This window comes from Ensifer adhaerens (genome assembly GCF_013283195.1).
Taxonomy (GTDB): domain Bacteria; phylum Pseudomonadota; class Alphaproteobacteria; order Rhizobiales; family Rhizobiaceae; genus Ensifer; species Ensifer adhaerens_G.
Window position 1 is genome coordinate 3,413,786 of sequence record NZ_JABEKT010000001.1, and the last position, 16,993, is coordinate 3,430,778.

Here is a 16,993-nt window from a genome sequence, read left to right on the forward strand (position 1 = left end):
CCACACGAGCAATCGCGCGGGGCTTATTCTTTTCTGGAAGATCGGCAGACGGGGCAAGGCCATTGCCCGGCCGAAGCGCCCCGCTGCCCAAGCAACCTCCGTTCTGAAGGTTGCTTGGGGCTTGCCGCCGTTGTTTACGCGGCCTTGAGGTTTCCGGGTCAGGATGCGCCCCGAGCGAAACAGCCGGGACATCGGGTTTATGAAGGACAAGGTCCGTTGGGGCATCGCCGGTACCGGCGTGATCGCAAACAGCTTTGCGTCCGACATCCAGTTTACCGGCAACGCCGTGCTGGCCGCTGTCTATTCCCGAAGCCAGGAGAAGGCCGATGCCTTCGCCGAACGCTTCGGCGGCATCACCCCCCATTCCAGCATCGATGCCTTTGCCGCCGATCCTGAAATCGACGCGGTCTATGTTGCCTCGCCGAACGCCGTGCATCTGGAACACGCCATCGTCTTTCTTTCGGCGGATAAGGCCGTCCTGGTCGAAAAGCCGCTGACGACCTCGTTCGACGACGCGCGTTCGCTATCGGCACTGGCCGCAGCCAAGGGCCTCTTTGCCATGGAGGGCCTGTGGACCTGCTTCCTGCCGGCGATCAACAAGGCACGCGCACTGCTCGATGGTGAGGCGCTGGGGCGCATTCGGCATGTGACGGCGGAGCTCGCCTATGAAAAGCCGTTCGACCCCACAGACCGCTTTTTCGACGCCAGGCTCGGCGGTGGGTCGCTGCTCGACCTCGGCATTTATCCGCTTTCGCTGTGTCTGAACCTGTTCGGGCGCCCGCATACGATCGACGGCCGCTGGCAAAGCGCGCCGACGGGCGTCGACCTCTCGGCGGAAATGCGCCTCGCCTATACCGGCTTCAACGCACATCTTTCCTGCGGCTTCGACCGTGACGGAGACAACCGCTTCGTCATCGATGGAGACCGCGGAACGCTCGTCATCGACGCTCCGTTTCTGAAGGCCAGTCGGCTGTTTCTCGCCAGCAACGGCCTGGTGCGCAAGGCCATCGCACCCAGAGGAAGGGGCCCGTGGGCGAAGACGCTGACGCGGGTTGCCAGACGCGTCTCCCTGCCCGGTCTTCAGCGTTTCGACCTGCCGTTCCCGGGCAACGGGTTGCAATTCGAGATCGAGGCGGCAAGTGCTGCAATCCTGGAAGGCTGGCACGAACACATCCTGATGCCGACGTCGCGCAGCGTCCAGGCGATCGAAATCATCGAAACGATCCGCGCTTTGCTTCCGTCATAGATCGCGTGGGCGGTAGGCCTGGCGGCCGTTGTTGAGCGCAAGCACGATTTCGGTCAGGTGACGTGCCGTGGCTCCGGAAAAGAACGGCGCCTCCCCACGCGTGATCGCCTCGGCCTGGGCTGCAATGCCGCCGACAAAATCGATCTTCGAGGGATAGGCGGGCAAGGCTGCAGTCCTGGCCTTGGCGGGATAGCGCACCCTGTTGCCGGCATAGAGCCGGACAGGCAGCTTGCGACCGACCTTCCATTCGACCCAGTCGAGGATGCGTTGTTGCAGCGAGCGCCTGGCGCCGAAAGCCTCGAGATGAACGGGCGAGCGGTTGTCCCAGAGGTCGCGCACGACGATGGTGCCCTTGTCGCCGATGATGGTCAGCGACCGGTCGCGCGGAGCCGCAAGCCCACAGGTCACCCGCGCCGTCACGCCTGAGCGGAAGGAAAGGCAGCCGACCGAGAAATCCGGACCGAGCAGCAACCGTTCCGTACCCGGCCCCTTGTCCGGAAAGGTCAGGGCCGAAACGGCGCTGACCTCGGCAACCGGGCCGAAGAGCGAAACGAGCCAGCTTGCGGCGTAGCCGGCGTGCTCGAGTGTGCAGCCGACTTCGAACTCATGCACGCCCGGCCAGCGGGCGCCGGAACGGCTGCGCCATTCCCGCCAGTTTGCCTTGAACACCGGGCCATCTTCCATTTCCGCGTAGACGAGGCGCGGCGTGCCGATGGCACCAGCCGCCAGCAGCGAGGCACAAAGCGCGTGCGCCTCGCTGAGCGCATTGGCCGGCGCGCCGCCTAGCACCAGCGCCCGCTCGCGCGCCAGTTCCACCAGCTCGCTCGCCTCATCGACGTCCATGGCCAGCGGCTTTTCGCAATAGACATGCTTGCCGGCGAGAAGTGATGCCCGATTTACGGTGTAGTGACTTTCCGGCGTCGTCAGGTTGACGACGATCGTGACCGCCGGATCAGCCAGCGCCTCTTCCAGCGTCGCGTAGCGGTTGACCTTCCAATAGTCGGCAAACTCCGTCAGGCGGGCTTCATCGCGGTCCCAAACGCCTACGAGCCGCAACTGCGGATGGTTGGCAAGCGTCGTCATGTAATAGTCGGCAACGAAGCCGGTTCCGACAAAGGCTATCCCGGTCATCGCTGCAGCCTCCTAGCGTGCGTCGGCAAGGAACGACGCGACATAGACGAGCGGCGCATTCCAGTTGATGGTGATCTCATTGGATCCGTAGGCCTCGATATCATCGACATAGCATGTCTGGGGGGCGCAGCCCTTCAGGCGCTCTTTGGCGATCGCATCGACAGGCGTCGAATTCGGTCCGCCGGCAAGTGATCCGACCGGCGGGTTAGGCAGGGCCGGGTCCAGCTGATGCGCGTACCAGCGGCTATGCTGGTTCTGCGGCGAGCGAGCGCCGTAGCCCGTGATGTAGGACATCGCCATGGCATTGCGGCCAAGAAGATAGTCCATGCTTTCCCGCGCGGCATTGAGGAAAGTCTTCTCGCCCGAAAGGTCGAAGGCCGCCGACAGGACGATGATGTTCTGCAAAATAAGCTGGTTCGATCCCCAGTCGTACTGGTGATTTCCAGGGCGATAGATCTGCCCGAACGGCTCGGCTGCCTGCAGCGGCAGGAAGGATCTGGCCGCATTCAGAACCGTGCGTCGCACCATGTCGAGATCGGCCTTGGGCAAGGCTTCACCGTAGAGCGCCAGCTGCAGCCGGGCGAAGCCGGCAACATTGCGCCAGTGGAAGGCGCCGCTCGGCGGCAGTACATCGCCCGACCAGTGCGGTGATGCGCGCAGGACGTCGAGATACTTCGCGTCTCCGGTCGTCAGGAAAAGCTCGGTCGCAGCCCAATAGAGTTCGTCCGAAACGTCGTCGTCGTCATAGTCGCCGCCGCCTGAATTCCCGTCCGATTTCGGCGCGAGCAGGACCGGATTGGCATTGGCCGCCACCCATGCCTTGCGGGCGGCCGAAAGCAGCTTTGCCGCAAATGTCGGATTGTCCTTGGCAAACAGCCGCGAGGCCTGTGCGGCAACAGCTGCCACGTCGAAGGTCGCAGCCGTCGAGGGTCGGTGCAGCGCCCGCGGCTTCGGATCCTCGCTCGGCAGCATCGGCGGCGACGTCCACTCGGTGTCATGGATCTTGTGATGAACCATCCCGGCAAGCGGTTCGCCATCCGGCACCATCATCGAAAGCAGGAACTGCAGCTCCCATCGCGCCTCGTCGAGCAGATCGGGAATGCCGTTGCCGTTTTCCGGAATGCGCGCAAGCTGATCGCGCAGGGCTGGCGATTTGGCCCCGCCGAAGGCGCTGGCGCGCTCGTAGGTCGCCAGCAGCTGAGCAGCGGAGATCGCGCCGTTGACCGCATACTTGCCGTGATCGCCGGCGTCGTACCAGCCACCGGAAACATCAAGACGATAGGTGCAGGACCAGTCGCCGTAGAGTGATGCGGCTTCGTCGCCACTGAGGCAGCCAACCGATTTGTCGCCCTCGTTCGGTGCGACACCCACATGGCCGGCGGGCCGCGCATAGGCCTTGCCGGCGATATCGCCGCGGATCTTGATGCCGCTGCGCTGCGGATAGAACCAGGAGAGCGCGTCGACGGTGAGACGGCCATAGAGATTGTCGGAGATCGAAAAGCGGTCGCTCGTCCAGTCGCCGGAGACCAGTCGATAGCCGTCACCGAGAACGGCATAGGCGGAAAAATCCGCCACATGCGTCCTGACGCCGCCGGACGGATCAAACCCGCTCGGCCGGGTCATCCCCTCGCCGACGACGACATCGCCGGCATCGACAAGTTGGAAGGATATGGCGCGGCGCGCGTCCGAGATCACGGTCGCCCGCTTCGGGCCATCGGTGAAATAGCCGAGCTGGTTGACCCGGATGGTCGGGCCCCTGTTCGCCCGGTTGGTGGCAGCGGGAGGTGCGGCAATCTCCACTAATGACACGTTGTCGATACAGAAGCGCGAGGGCTTGTCGGCTCCGCCGAGCGGGAAGACCAGTTGAGCCTCCTCCTCGTCCGACGCCATGAAGTCCGCCGAAAACGATGCGCGCTCCGACTCGCCGCCGACGCTGAACTCGCTCTGCACCGTCCAGGGCTCGGCCGCGCGCTGGATGCGGGCCGGCACGGCACGGACAGGATCGGCCGCGGCCGACAATGAAAGCCTGTAGTGTAGTCCCGGTTCAAGTTTCACGCCGTTGACGCCGATGAGCCTGTCCCAGGGACCGCCGCCCGCCGAAACGTCGGCGCAAAGCTCGCCCCCGCCCCGCGTCAGCGCCACACCCTCACCGGCCCAGAAGCCGTCCTGGCCATGCTCGAAACGGCCGTCGACGATCAGGTCGGCGCCTGCTGCCACGCCGGGCAGAAATAGGACGACCATGGCCGCCTGCGCGATCCCCAACCTCGACACCGTCTCGCACTCCGCTTCATTCGGCGCCGGATCGCACCGTCCGGACGACGGCCAAAAGCACGAGCCATGGATCCGGCGATACACGGCGCGGTAGCGTTGACGCAAACAGGTTAAACTTGAGAAAACGTCCGCGCCTGCAACGAAAAATCCCGCCCACCGCCGGAAATGAACAGGTGATTCTTTCGGCAAATCACACCCACCCACCAAACTGGTGCGAGCCCTGAACCCGTTCACGCGCCGGCTCTCCAGACTTGACCCGAACCTGCGCCCTGATAGTTTGACCAAAGGGTAAAAAAATCCGAACGGGCGCGACTGCCCGACACAGGACCATGCCGAGGAGAACTGGAATGTCGAACCGTCTGAATACCACGCCGAACGATCTGCGCGCCTTCTGGATGCCGTTTACCGCCAACCGGCAGTTCAAGAAGGAGCCGCGCCTGTTCGTCGGCGCCAAGGACATGCACTACACGACCCATGACGGTCGCACGGTGCTCGACGGTACCGCCGGTCTCTGGTGCGTGAATGCCGGCCATTGTCGCCCGAAGATCACCGAGGCGATCCGCGAACAGGCGGGTGAGCTCGACTATGCACCGGCCTTCCAGCTCGGCCACCCCAAGGCCTTCGAACTCGCCAACCGCCTGGTCGACATCGCACCTGAGGGCATGAACCACGTTCTCTACACCAATTCCGGGTCGGAATCGGTCGAGACCGCGCTGAAGGTGGCGCTCGCCTACCACCGCGCCAAGGGCGACGGCTCGCGCTCCCGCCTGATCGGCCGCGAGCGCGGCTATCACGGCGTCAATTTCGGCGGCATCTCGGTCGGCGGCATCGTCTCCAACCGCAAGATGTTCGGCACGCTCTTGACCGGCGTCGACCACATGCCGCACACCCACCTGCCAGCCCAGAACGCCTTTACCCGCGGCGAGCCCGAACATGGCGGTGATCTCGCGACCGAGCTCGAGCGCATCGTCACCCTGCACGACGCCTCGACGATCGCCGCAGTCATCGTCGAACCGGTGGCAGGCTCGACCGGCGTGCTGATCCCGCCGAAGGGCTATCTCCAGAAGCTGCGCGACATCTGCACCAAGCACGGCATCCTCTTGATCTTCGACGAAGTCATCACCGGCTTCGGTCGCCTCGGCACGCCTTTCGCCGCCCAGTATTTCGACGTGACGCCTGATATCATCACCACCGCCAAGGGCCTCACCAACGGCGTTATCCCGATGGGCGCGGTGTTCGTGACGTCGGAAATCCACGACGCCTTCATGAACGGCCCGGAACACCTGATCGAGTTTTTCCACGGCTACACCTATTCCGGCAACCCGATCGCCTCGGCCGCAGCCCTCGGCACCCTCGACACCTACAAGGAAGAGGGCCTTCTGACCCGCGCCGCAGAACTGGCCTCCTACTGGGAGGATGGCCTGCATTCCCTCAAGGACTGCCCGAATGTGATCGACATCCGCAATGTCGGCCTGATCGGCGCGATCGAGCTGCAGCCGATCGCCGGAGAACCGACCAAACGTGCCTTCAACGCCTTCCTGAAGGCCTATGAGAAGGGCCTCCTGATCCGCACCACCGGCGACATCATTGCGCTGTCGCCGCCGCTGATCATCTCCAAGGCGGAGATCGACGAGCTGTTCGACAAGCTTCGCGACGTGCTCGTCAACAATATCTGATAACGTCGCCACCGGCGAACAGGACCCTTTCCCCGGCAACGGGGAGAGGGTTAATCTTATCTACAGACCGAAATAAAGGGTGCAGAGATGTCGACAGCTTTGGAACGAATGATCGACCAGGGCGTCGGCCGCGAGCCGGCCGACATCGTGCTCAAGGGCGGGCGCTTCTTCGACCTGGTGACAGGCGATCTCGTCGCCTCCGACATCGCCATATCAGGTGGCCGCATCGTCGGCACCTATGGCGATTATCAAGGACGCGAGGAGATCGATATCTCCGGCCGCATCGTCGTGCCCGGCTTCATCGATACGCACCTGCACATCGAATCCTCGCTCGTCACCCCGCATGAGTTCGATCGCTGCGTGCTGCCGCTCGGCATCACCACCGTCATCTGCGACCCGCACGAGATCGCCAACGTGCTCGGCACCGAGGGCATCCAGTTCTTTCTCGATTCCGCCCTCGAGACCATCATGGATATCCGCGTGCAGCTGTCGTCCTGCGTGCCGGCGACGCACCTGGAGACGTCAGGCGCCGACCTGCCGATCGAACGGCTCCTGCCCTTCCGCGATCATCCGAAGGTGATCGGCCTTGCCGAGTTCATGAACTTCCCCGGGGTCGTGCACAAGGATCCCGTTTGCCTTGCCAAGCTGGAGGCGTTCCAGGGCGGCCATATCGACGGCCACGCGCCGCTCTTGAGCGGCAAGGACCTCAACGGTTACCTGTCGACCGGCATCCGCACGGAGCACGAATGCACCACGGCGCAAGAGGCGATGGAGAAGATCCGAAAGGGCATGCACATTCTGGTGCGTGAGGGCTCGGTCTCCAAGGACCTGCATGCGCTGATGCCCATTATCACCGAACGGCTGTCGCCCTATCTCGCGCTCTGCACCGACGACCGCAATCCGCTCGATATCGCCGAGCAAGGCCACCTCGACTACATGATCCGCACCGCGATCTCAGCCGGCGTCGAGCCGTTGGCGATCTATCGCGCCGCCTCGATTTCGGCCGCACGCGCCTTCGGCCTTCGCGACCGTGGCCTTGTTGCGCCAGGCTGGCGCGCCGATCTCGTGGTGCTCGATAGCCTGGAAAGCTGCCGCGCGCAGATGGTGTTTTCCGGCGGCCGGCGCGTGAGCGACGCCCTGTTTGCCACCCGCAAGCCTGTCGCCCCGGTCGGGCTCGACAGCGTCAAGGCCGGCCATGTCAACGCCAGCGACTTCGGCGTGCCCTATTCCGACAATGACACGTCCGTCATCGGCGTTCTGCCGGGCAAGATCATCACCGAACACCGCCGCTACAAGCTGCCGGCAAACGGCAACGAGACCGGCGTCGATCTCGGCCGCGACATCATCAAGGTGGCGGTAATCGAGCGCCACGGCGTCAACGGCAACCATGCCAATGGCTTCGTCCAGGGCTTTGGCCTGAAGAAGGGCGCGATCGCGTCCACGGTCGGCCATGACAGCCACAACATCTGCGTCGTCGGCGTCAATGTCGAGGACATGGCGACCGCTGCCAATCGGCTTGGCGAGATCAAGGGCGGCTTCGTCGTCGTCGAGGATGGCAAGGTCACCGGCGAGATCGCATTGCCTGTCGCGGGCCTGATGAGCCTTGAGCCACATGAATCCGTGCGCGATACCCTGCATCACCTGCGCCAGGCCGCCTTTGCGCTGGGCGCGACGCTGGAAGAGCCGTTCCTGCAGCTCGCCTTCCTGCCGCTGCCGGTGATCCCGCATCTGAAGATCTCCGACCGCGGGCTCGTCGACGTTGACAAGTTCATGCTGATCGGCTGAGCCGGATTAGCGTCGCTCAGTTATCGGCGGAGGAGCCGGAAAGCTCCTTGCGGAAATACACCACGCGTTCGGTTTCCTCGAAGCCGAGCGCCATGTGCAGGCCGTGGCTTTCAAGGTTGTCGATGTCGGTGTCCGACGCCAGCTCGCGACAACCATGGCTGATCGCCCAGCGCTCTGCAGCCGTGATCAGCGCCCGCGCCACCCCATGGCGACGATAGCGTGGAAGCACGTAGATGCCTTCGAGAAAGGCGACAGGCGACGTCTCGCAGCCGTTGACGTAATCCGTGCGCAACGACACCTCAGCAAAGCCTGCGGCAACCCCTGCATCGTCCTCGCACAGAAACGCCGCCTGCCGTTCGGCCGCCGCAAGACAGCCGTCGATCTCCTCACGGTGCACCACGGCCGGCGTATCGGACCAGAGCGCCAGCCGCATCTCCAGCCAGCGTCCCACCATCTCGACGTCCATCAGCAACACACGCATCACAGTTTCCCGCAATAGGCGCTCAGGCCACCGAGCTTCAGCACGCCACCGACAACCTCAGCCAATTGGCCCGGCAGTGGAACGGTCTCGACGGACGTGTCGGAAACGAGGAACTCCTGCGGCTCCCGCGTCAGGTTGAAGACGAAGAGCAGTCGCTCACCGTCCTTTTCGCGGGTGAACGCCAGAAGATCGCGGTTGCTCTCAAGAAACGACATGTCGCCATCGTGCAACGCTGCATGCGACCGGCGGAAGCCAAGCATGGAACGATAATGATTGAGCACACTGTCGGCGCCAGACTGCTGCGTATCGACCGCCAGCCGCGCCTGATCCGCCGGCACCGGCAACCACGGCTTTCCGGCGGAGAAACCAGCATTCGTGGCAGACGCTTCCCACACCATCGGCGTGCGGCAACCATCCCTGCCCTTGAAGGACGGCCAGAAGCGGATGCCGTAGGGATCGCGCAGATCCTCGAAGGCGACGTCGGCCTCGGGCAGGCCGAGCTCTTCGCCCTGATAGAGGCACACCGAACCACGCAGGGTCGCGAGTAGCGTGATCGCCAGCCTGGCGACTACCTCCCGTTCCGCCTCGCTTTCGGCAAAGCGGCTGACATGGCGCATGACGTCGTGGTTGGAAAAGGCCCAGCAGACCCATCCGTCAGTGACCGCCTTCTGGAAATTGTCGACGCAACGGCGGATATGGCTTGCGGTGAAATCCGGGCCGAGCAGATCAAAGGTGTAGCACATGTGCAGCTTGTCGCCGCCGCTGGTATAGGCGGCCACCGTCTTCAGCGAGCGGGCGCCGTCTCCGACCTCCCCCACCGTCGTGCGCCCGCCATAGCCATCGAGCAGAGCCCTGAAGCGCTGCAGGAAGGCGACGTTTTCCAGCTGGCTCTTGTCATAGAGATGATCCTGCATGCCGTAGGGATTGACGTCGGGCGCGTCGTTGCTGGTGGCATCCGGATCCGGCACCAGCGGCGGATTGTCTCTGAGATGGCGGTCGTGGAAATAGAAGTTCACCGTATCGAGCCGAAAGCCGTCGACACCACGGTCGAGCCAGAACCGCGCGGCATCGAGCACAGCATCCTGAACCTGCGGATTGTGGAAGTTGAGATCCGGCTGCGAGGCCAGGAAGTTGTGCATGTAATACTGCTTGCGCACCCCGTCCCACTCCCAGGCAGGCCCGCCGAAGATCGAAAGCCAGTTGTTGGGCGCAGTACCATCCGGCTTCGGATCCGCCCAGACATACCAGTCTGCCCTCGGGTTTTCGCGGCTGGAGCGGCTCTCGACGAACCAGGAGTGGCGGTCGGACGAATGCGAAATCACCTGGTCGATGATCACCTTGAGGTGGAGACGGTGCGCTTCCGCCAGCATGTCGTCGAAATCGGTAAGCGTGCCGAACATCGGGTCGACATCGCAATAGTCCGAGACGTCATAGCCCATGTCCGCCTGCGGCGAGGTGAAGAATGGCGACAGCCAGATGGCGTCAACGCCGAGCGAGGCAATGTGGCCGAGCCGGCGGGTGACACCCTTCAGGTCGCCGATGCCATCGCCATCGGTATCCTGGAACGAGCGCGGATAGACCTGATAGATCACCGCGCCGCGCCACCAATCGTCACCCGAACCCTGCTGAGACGCCATGCCCTGCCCCCGTGAAACCGATCTGTGCGCAAAGATGTAGCCTTGCGCGGCGCATGAGTAAACGCCGGACTGAGCCATGCCATCGCTCAAATCGCCAATGCCGGAAAACATTCTCTTGCCGAGACCGGCCTTGAACCTTATCCCGTCAGCACGGGAAAAACGAAAGGGAGAGAAGACGTTGGCCGGAACGATGCTTTCGATCGGGGAGTGCATGGTCGAACTGATGCAGGCCGAGGGCGGTCTGTTGCGCAAGGGCTATGCTGGCGACACCTTCAATGCAGCCTACTATGCGCGCCTGTTCCTGCCGAGCGACTGGACGGTCGCCTATTGCTCCGCCGTCGGCACCGACACCGTGTCCGACGAAATGCTCGCCTTCATGGCCGAGAAAGGCATCGATACCGGCCCAGTTCGCAAGATCGAAGGCCGCACGCCCGGCCTCTACATGATCCATCTGAAGGACGGCGAGCGTAGCTTCTCCTATTGGCGCTCGGCTTCTGCTGCACGGCTGCTTGCCGACGACCCGGACCATCTGCGCCGCGCCGTCGAGGGCGCCGACCTCATTCTCTTCTCCGGCATTACCCTTGCGATCCTTTCGCCCGACGCTGTGGAAACCCTGCTTGCCGAGCTGCGCCGCGCCAAGGCCGCGGGCAAGCGCGTCGTCTTCGACCCCAATATCCGCCCCCGCCTCTGGGACGATGCCGAGCGCATGCGCCGGACACTGACCGAAGGCGCCCGCGCCGCCAGCCTGCTGATGCCGAGCTTCGACGACGAGGTGACGCATTTCGGCGACAGCTCGATCACGGCGACGATCGCGCGCTACAAGGCGCTGGGTGTGGCGGATGTCGTCGTCAAGGACGGGGAAAAGGGCGTGACGCTCGCGTTCGAGGGGTCGGAAGAAAGCCACGTCCCGGCCACACCAGTCGCGCGCGTGGTCGACACCACCAGCGCCGGCGACAGCTTCAACGGCGCCTTCCTTTCCCGTCTTGTCACGGGCGGCTCGCCGAGCGAGGCTGCAGCCTTTGCGGCGCGCATCGCTGCCGGCGTCATCGGCCATCACGGCGCGCTCGTCGACAAGGCCAAGCTCGTCGGCTGACAGCCCGCATCGGCGTTGCCATCACCGCACATATTGATCGCTTCGGCGCCAAGTTTGATCCGTTTGGCGCCGAACGGATCCCTGTTTGCGCTAACTTTCCCGCATCCACATGAAGGAGATGCAGGGAATGAACCGTTTTCGTAATTTGGTGCTTGCGACCTCGATGCTCGCCGCCCACGCCACCCAGGCGGCCGATTTCACCGTGACCAGCCCAGACTTTGCCGAGGGCAAGGTGCAGCAGGCGCAATTTGCCGCTGGCATGGGTTGCACCGGCAAGGATCTGTCGCCGGCAATCTCCTGGGCCAATGCGCCTGAGGGGACCAAGAGCTTCGTCGTCACCCTCTATGACAAGGATGCGCCGACCGGCTCGGGCTGGTGGCATTGGGTGGCAATCGACATCCCGGCCGACGTCACCGCACTCGATGGCGGCGCCGGCAGCGAGACCACAAAAATGCCGGCCGGAGCGGTGACGATCGCCAACGACGCCGGCGTCGCCGGCTTTGGCGGCGCCTGCCCGCCCGTAGGCGAGGTCCATGACTACACCATCACCGTCAAGGCGCTGAGTGTCGCGAAACTGCCGGTGCCACCGGGAGCATCGGCCGCTCTGGTCGGCTTCGTCAGCAATATGAACACGCTCGCCTCAGCGACGATATCCGCCAAGGGAAGCCGTTAAACTAGCCCATCCGCAAGCCGAGATCGAACGCCGCTCGGCTTGCCCGCAGCGGCGTTTCCGCGCTACCACCGCTCTCCGGGCCGCTCGCCGAGGGAATGAAGCCGCGTGAACCACAAGATCTCCGTTCGCCCTGGCGCTGGCGCCGCGGCCCAAATCGTTCAGTATAACCGGCTGCGCTATTCAAACATCCTGATCGAGCAGCCGGTCATCATCGTCGTCAAGCGCGGCACGAAGGTCCTGCGCCAGGGCGATTTCGAATGTGTGATTGCGCCCGGCGAAGCTGTGGCCCTTCAGCAGGGCCAGGTGTTCGATGTGGTCAACGCTGCCGAGAAGGACGCCGCCTATCTCGCACAATGGGTCGCCTTCGATCCGGAGATCGTCGCCGCCTTCCGTCCAACGAAGGATATCGGCACGCCGATCGATAAGGCGCATCTCCTCACCGGCCTGCAACCTGCTTTTGTCGACGCCTTCGACGCGGCGGCCAAATCGGTTGCCGAGGCCGATGACGTTCCCCTGCCCGTCGCCCGACACCGGATCGGCGAGCTGCTCATCTGGCTGAATGTCATGGGTTGCTTCTTCCGTCCCGTCGCCACGACAAGCTTTGCCCAAAAGGCTCGTCAGAACCTCATGGGCGATCCGGGCACGCCATGGACGGGCAGCGGCCTTGGCAAGCGGCTCGGCGTCAGCGAGGCGACCTTGCGCCGCAAGCTTTCCGCCGAGGGTTGGTCGTTTCAACAGCTGTTGACCGACGTGCGCATGTCCGCAGCCATACAGATGCTGCAGTCATCCGATGTGCCCGTGCTGCACATCGCCCAGCAGGTCGGGTACGAATCGCAATCGCGCTTCGCCGCCCGCTTCCGCCAACGCTTTGGCTTTCCGCCGAGCGCAATCCGCGGCCACAGGCGCTGACGCCTGCGGCTTAGCGCTTCTTGCGCTTGTTTTCGAAGGGGTTCTCCGACGCGCGATAGTGGATGCGGATCGGCACGCCCGGCAGGTCGAAATCGTTGCGCAAGCCATTGATCAGGTAGCGCGTATAGGATTCCGGCAGCGCGTCGGGGCGCGTGCACGAAATCATGAAGCCCGGCGGGCGGGCCTTCACCTGCGTCATGTATTTCAGTTTCAGCCGGCGGCCAGACACGGCCGGTGGCGGATGCTGCACCTGCTGGGAATCGAGCCAGCGGTTGAGACGCGCCGTCGAGATGCGGCGGTTCCAGGTCTTGTCAGTGTCGATGATCGCCTGCATTAGCCTGTCGAGACCGTAGCCGGTATGACCGGAGATCGGGATGGCGCGAATGCCGCGCGCCTGCGGCAAAAGCCGCTCGGTCTTTTCTCGAAGATCGGCGAGCACCGCCTGCCAGTCTTCCACCAGATCCCACTTGTTGAAGGCGATCACGGCGGCACGACCTTCGCGGATGATGAGGTCGACGATCTGCAGGTCCTGCTTTTCGAACGGAATGGTCGCGTCGAAGACGATGACCACCGTTTCGGCAAAGCGGATGGCGCGCAGCGCATCGGCGACCGAGAGCTTCTCGAGCTTCTCCTGCACCTTGGCCTTGCGGCGCATGCCGGCGGTGTCGAACATCTTGATGGTGCGGCCGCGCCAATCCCACTCGACCGAAATCGAATCGCGGGTGATGCCCGCTTCCGGGCCGGTCAAAAGCCGGTCCTCGCCGAGGAAGCGGTTGATCAGCGTCGACTTTCCGGCGTTCGGGCGGCCGACGATCGCCACGCGCAGCGGCTTGGTCTCGTCATAGGCAGGCTCGGCCTCGTCGTCCTCTTCCCCCGCCTCGCCGGTGGTCGGGCGCAGGTCGATGTCGGTCTCGGCCACATCGTCTTCCGGCGGATAGGCCCGGTCCTCGCCGATCGCAGCGACGATCGCGTCGCGCAGGTCGAGCATGCCCTGGCCGTGTTCGGCGGAAATCGGGCAAGGATCGCCAAGCCCGAGCGTGAAGGCGTCATAGAATCCACCGTCGGAACCGCGCGCTTCGGACTTGTTGGCGACGAGCACGACCGGCTTGCCGCGCCGGCGCAGCATCTCGGCCAGCGTCTCGTCGGCAGGCGTCAGGCCGGCCTTGGCATCAACCACGAACAGCGACAGGTCGGCCTCGTCGATCGCGGCTTCCGTCTGCGCCCACATGCGGCCCTGAAGGCTGTCGGGTGCGGACTGTTCCAGACCGGCGGTATCGATGATGCGGAACCGCAGGTCGATGAGCTTGGCATCTCCAGGGCGGCGGTCGCGGGTGACACCCGGCGTATCGTCGACGAGCGCCAGCTTCTTGCCGACCAAACGGTTGAACAAGGTGGACTTGCCGACATTGGGGCGCCCGACGATGGCGACGGTGAAACTCATGAACGTATCCGTTTCCGACTGAAAGCGCTGCATGTCCTCAAGACATACAGCGCTCCAACACTTTGAAAATCAACATATCCTTTCCAGAGACCGGACCCGATCTCCAGGGATATGCGCTTAGGCTTTGCCGCTCGCGGCAATGACGTCGAGCAGCATCTGCGCCCGGCCTGCGACATTGCGCGGGCTCTGGGCGTCATCGACGATCTGTTGGAACCAGCTCTTCGCCTTGGCGATATCTCCGGCCTTGTAGGCCGACAGGCCAAGCGCCTCGCGGGCCGAGTGGCGCATGGTGTTCTGCGGCACCGCCAGTTGCTCGACCTCGGCCGAAACCTGATCATAGGTGCCGGCATCGACCAGCAGGTACGCGGCACGCAGACGGGCTGCATCGCGAAGGGCTTCGGGCAGGCTGGTATCCTTGCCGATGTCCGAGAACGCCTTGACGGCGGCATCGGTTTCGCCCTTTTCCGCCTGCAGTGTTGCTGCACGAAGACGCGCAAGCACCGGATAGGCGCCGTAGCCATCCTTCTGCAGGGTGTCGAGAGCGGCGAGCGCCTCGTCTGCCTTGTTTTCCTTGGCAAGGTTCAGTGCCTGCAGGAACTCGTCGCCAGACTTCGACGAGGCGTTGTCGCTCCAGTAATCGTAGCCGACTTTGCCGACGGTTCCCAGAACGATAAGCACGGCGATTGCCACGATGACGCTGCCGAAACGGGCCCAGATGTTCTTCATCTGGTCCGAACGCAGTTCTTCATTCACCTCGCGGATAAAGCTGTCGTCTTGGTTCGCCATCGATTGCCCCGGCCTCTCGGCCTTCCCTGCACGCTAATAGGATTTTGCGCCTTCTACCCGATTTTGCGGCAGTTGTAAGGGGGCGCGCGTTATTTAGCCGACAACCATCGGCGAAACACCGATCACCAGTTCGTGCAATTTCCAGACGATCACGCCGTAAAGGGCAGCACCGAGCACGATGGCGATGAGGTCATAGCGATAGGAAACGAAGGCCGGATAGGAGATTTCACCGGCGCGCCAGCGCTTCTTCATCGAGATGCGCAGGATGACGGCCCAGACGAGGAACGTGCCGAACAGCAGCACCGACGACGTCTCGCCATTGGCAAGCAGGTGGGCGAGCGCCCAGATCTTGATGGCGAGAATGGCGGGATGCTTGGTGGCCGTCCTGATCTTGCCCGGCGGCAGATAGGCGGCGACGAGACAGATGCTGGCGATGAGCATCAAGGTCAGCGCGATATGGGCGAGGAAGGTCGGGGGCGTGTAGAGCATGCCGGTGGTGGCCCGTGCCTGGTCGAAGCCATAGGCGATCAGGCCAAGACCGACGAGCGCCGAGACGCCGTGGATCGCATGCCAGGCGCCGGTGCCGCTGCGCGCAATCACCGATGCGCGCAGGCCGGGCGCGAAACTGCGAACGAGATGGATGCCCAGGAAGATCACGATACCCAATATCAGCAGCGCCATGTCGTCACCCGTCCTTCATTGTTGCTCTGTCCACTCGGGACTTGGTATGAGGCATAGCCGGAGTGGACAGAAATTTCCAGACAGATCAAAGGATTGCCGCATTCCTGGATAAAGGGACGGCATACGCAAATCGTCGCAGATATCATGATCCGAACATTTATTGCCCTTTCCCTCGCCCTTACCCCTGCCCTCGCTTCGGCCACCGAACCTGCGGCCGAAAGTGCCGTGGCTACCGTTCCCGCAAAGGAAAAGCAGCTCGTCATCGTCTCCTTCGATGGGGCGCATGACAATGCGCTGTGGGAAAAGAGCCTTGATATGGCCAAGCGCACCAATGCGCATTTCACCTATTTCCTCTCCTGTACGTTCCTGATGACACGTGCCGACGGCAGAGAGATCTACAAGCCGCCCGGGATGAAACCGGGCCGCTCCAATGTCGGCTTTGCCCAGAGCCGTGATGAGATCGCTGCTCGCGCCGGTCATATCTGGCAGGCCCACCTCGACGGCCACGACATCGCCAGCCACGCCTGCGGCCATTTCGACGGCAAGGGCTGGACGAAGGCCGACTGGCAGAGCGAATTTACGACCTTCGACGTGGCTTTGCGCGATGCCTGGAAGAAGGCTGACAAGACGGACGCCGAACCGGAAGGCTGGGCGGAATTTGCCCGCACCGGCATCAAGGGTTTCCGGGCGCCCTACCTTTCGCTGAGCGACGGGTTGCTGCCGGCGCTCAAGGCCTCCGGCTTCACCTATGACGCAAGTCTGGTGACCAAGGGACCGGGCTGGCCGACGGAGAAGGACGGCCTGCCGCGCTTCGGCCTGCCGCTGATCCCCGAGGGACCATCCAAGCGCCCGGTCATCGGCATGGACTACAATCTGTTCGTGCGCCATTCCATGGGTGTGGAAAACAAGAAGGACAGCGCCACCTTCGAAGCCCGCACCTACGAGGCCTACAGGAAAGCCTTCGACAAGGAATATGCCGGCGACCGCATCCCGCTGCAGCTCGGCTTCCATTTCGTCGAAATGAACGGCGGCGCCTACTGGCGCGCACTCGACCGGCTCTTGACCGAGGTCTGCGGCAAGCCGGATGTTGCCTGCGTCAACTACGCTCAGGCGCTACCGATGATCGAGCAGGCAAAAAAGAAGGCGGATCGCTCCGCCTTCTGATCGCTACTCATTCGATTTG

General features: G+C 63.5%; 14 protein-coding genes. 7 read left to right on the forward strand and 7 right to left on the reverse strand.

Annotated elements, in window-relative coordinates:
* Nucleotides 1–199: 199 nt before the first annotated feature.
* Entirely contained in the window at nucleotides 200–1,246 is a 1,047-nt protein-coding gene (locus tag LPJGGPFB_RS16330; RefSeq protein WP_173420858.1) for a Gfo/Idh/MocA family protein, read from the forward strand.
* Here the strand turns inward: LPJGGPFB_RS16330 and LPJGGPFB_RS16335 are convergent.
* Together LPJGGPFB_RS16335 and LPJGGPFB_RS16340 are read right to left on the reverse strand one after the other, a co-directional pair.
* Nucleotides 1,241–2,377 (reverse strand): Gfo/Idh/MocA family protein, encoded by a 1,137-nt coding sequence (locus LPJGGPFB_RS16335; protein WP_173420859.1) that lies wholly within the window; start codon nucleotides 2,375–2,377, stop codon nucleotides 1,241–1,243. The genes LPJGGPFB_RS16330 and LPJGGPFB_RS16335 overlap by 6 nt on opposite strands.
* A 12-nt stretch (nucleotides 2,378–2,389) precedes the next feature.
* Entirely contained in the window at nucleotides 2,390–4,648 is a 2,259-nt protein-coding gene (locus tag LPJGGPFB_RS16340; RefSeq protein WP_345791029.1) for a glycoside hydrolase family 9 protein, read from the reverse strand.
* 347 nt (nucleotides 4,649–4,995) lie between these two features.
* On the opposite strand from LPJGGPFB_RS16340, the gene aptA reads away from it, so the two are divergent.
* Nucleotides 4,996–6,324 (forward strand): omega-aminotransferase AptA, encoded by a 1,329-nt coding sequence (aptA, locus tag LPJGGPFB_RS16345; protein WP_173420860.1) that lies wholly within the window; start codon nucleotides 4,996–4,998, stop codon nucleotides 6,322–6,324.
* 87 nt (nucleotides 6,325–6,411) lie between these two features.
* Nucleotides 6,412–8,109, forward strand: coding sequence for an adenine deaminase (gene ade, locus LPJGGPFB_RS16350; protein WP_173420861.1), 1,698 nt, complete (start codon nucleotides 6,412–6,414; stop codon nucleotides 8,107–8,109).
* A 16-nt stretch (nucleotides 8,110–8,125) separates the two neighbouring features.
* Here ade and aac(6') read toward each other — a convergent pair whose 3' ends face one another.
* Together aac(6') and bglA are read right to left on the reverse strand one after the other, a co-directional pair.
* The gene (aac(6'), locus tag LPJGGPFB_RS16355) at nucleotides 8,126–8,590 is read right to left on the reverse strand and encodes an aminoglycoside 6'-N-acetyltransferase (protein ID WP_173420862.1); all 465 of its coding nucleotides are present in this window, start codon (nucleotides 8,588–8,590) and stop codon (nucleotides 8,126–8,128) included.
* Nucleotides 8,590–10,227, reverse strand: coding sequence for a beta-galactosidase BglA (bglA, locus tag LPJGGPFB_RS16360; protein WP_173420863.1), 1,638 nt, complete (start codon nucleotides 10,225–10,227; stop codon nucleotides 8,590–8,592). Before bglA ends, aac(6') begins: the two co-directional genes overlap by 1 nt.
* 178 nt (nucleotides 10,228–10,405) lie before the next feature.
* Here bglA and LPJGGPFB_RS16365 point away from each other — a divergent pair, with 178 nt between their 5' ends.
* The 3 genes from LPJGGPFB_RS16365 to LPJGGPFB_RS33595 all read left to right on the forward strand — a co-directional run bounded on the left by LPJGGPFB_RS16365 (nucleotide 10,406) and on the right by LPJGGPFB_RS33595 (nucleotide 12,902).
* A complete protein-coding gene (locus LPJGGPFB_RS16365; protein ID WP_173420864.1) occupies nucleotides 10,406–11,320 on the forward strand; it encodes a sugar kinase in 915 nt (304 codons plus the stop codon).
* A 127-nt stretch (nucleotides 11,321–11,447) separates the two neighbouring features.
* Entirely contained in the window at nucleotides 11,448–11,993 is a 546-nt protein-coding gene (locus LPJGGPFB_RS16370; RefSeq protein ID WP_173420865.1) for a YbhB/YbcL family Raf kinase inhibitor-like protein, read from the forward strand.
* Nucleotides 11,994–12,098: 105 nt separating this feature from the next.
* The gene (locus tag LPJGGPFB_RS33595) at nucleotides 12,099–12,902 is read left to right on the forward strand and encodes a helix-turn-helix domain-containing protein (protein WP_173420866.1); all 804 of its coding nucleotides are present in this window, start codon (nucleotides 12,099–12,101) and stop codon (nucleotides 12,900–12,902) included.
* A 10-nt stretch (nucleotides 12,903–12,912) separates the two neighbouring features.
* Here LPJGGPFB_RS33595 and der read toward each other — a convergent pair whose 3' ends face one another.
* The 3 genes from der to LPJGGPFB_RS16390 form a co-directional block, all read right to left on the reverse strand.
* Nucleotides 12,913–14,343, reverse strand: a complete 1,431-nt coding sequence (gene der, locus LPJGGPFB_RS16380) for a ribosome biogenesis GTPase Der (RefSeq protein WP_173420867.1) — start codon at nucleotides 14,341–14,343, stop codon at nucleotides 12,913–12,915.
* A 117-nt stretch (nucleotides 14,344–14,460) separates the two neighbouring features.
* Nucleotides 14,461–15,129, reverse strand: a complete 669-nt coding sequence (locus LPJGGPFB_RS16385; RefSeq protein WP_173420868.1) for a tetratricopeptide repeat protein — start codon at nucleotides 15,127–15,129, stop codon at nucleotides 14,461–14,463.
* Nucleotides 15,130–15,222: 93 nt separating this feature from the next.
* The gene (locus LPJGGPFB_RS16390; RefSeq protein WP_173420869.1) at nucleotides 15,223–15,810 is read right to left on the reverse strand and encodes an NnrU family protein; all 588 of its coding nucleotides are present in this window, start codon (nucleotides 15,808–15,810) and stop codon (nucleotides 15,223–15,225) included.
* Nucleotides 15,811–15,954: 144 nt separating this feature from the next.
* Here LPJGGPFB_RS16390 and LPJGGPFB_RS16395 point away from each other — a divergent pair, with 144 nt between their 5' ends.
* On the forward strand, nucleotides 15,955–16,974 hold the full coding sequence (locus LPJGGPFB_RS16395) for a polysaccharide deacetylase family protein (RefSeq protein WP_173420870.1): 1,020 nt from the start codon (nucleotides 15,955–15,957) through the stop codon (nucleotides 16,972–16,974).
* Nucleotides 16,975–16,993 lie beyond the last annotated feature (19 nt).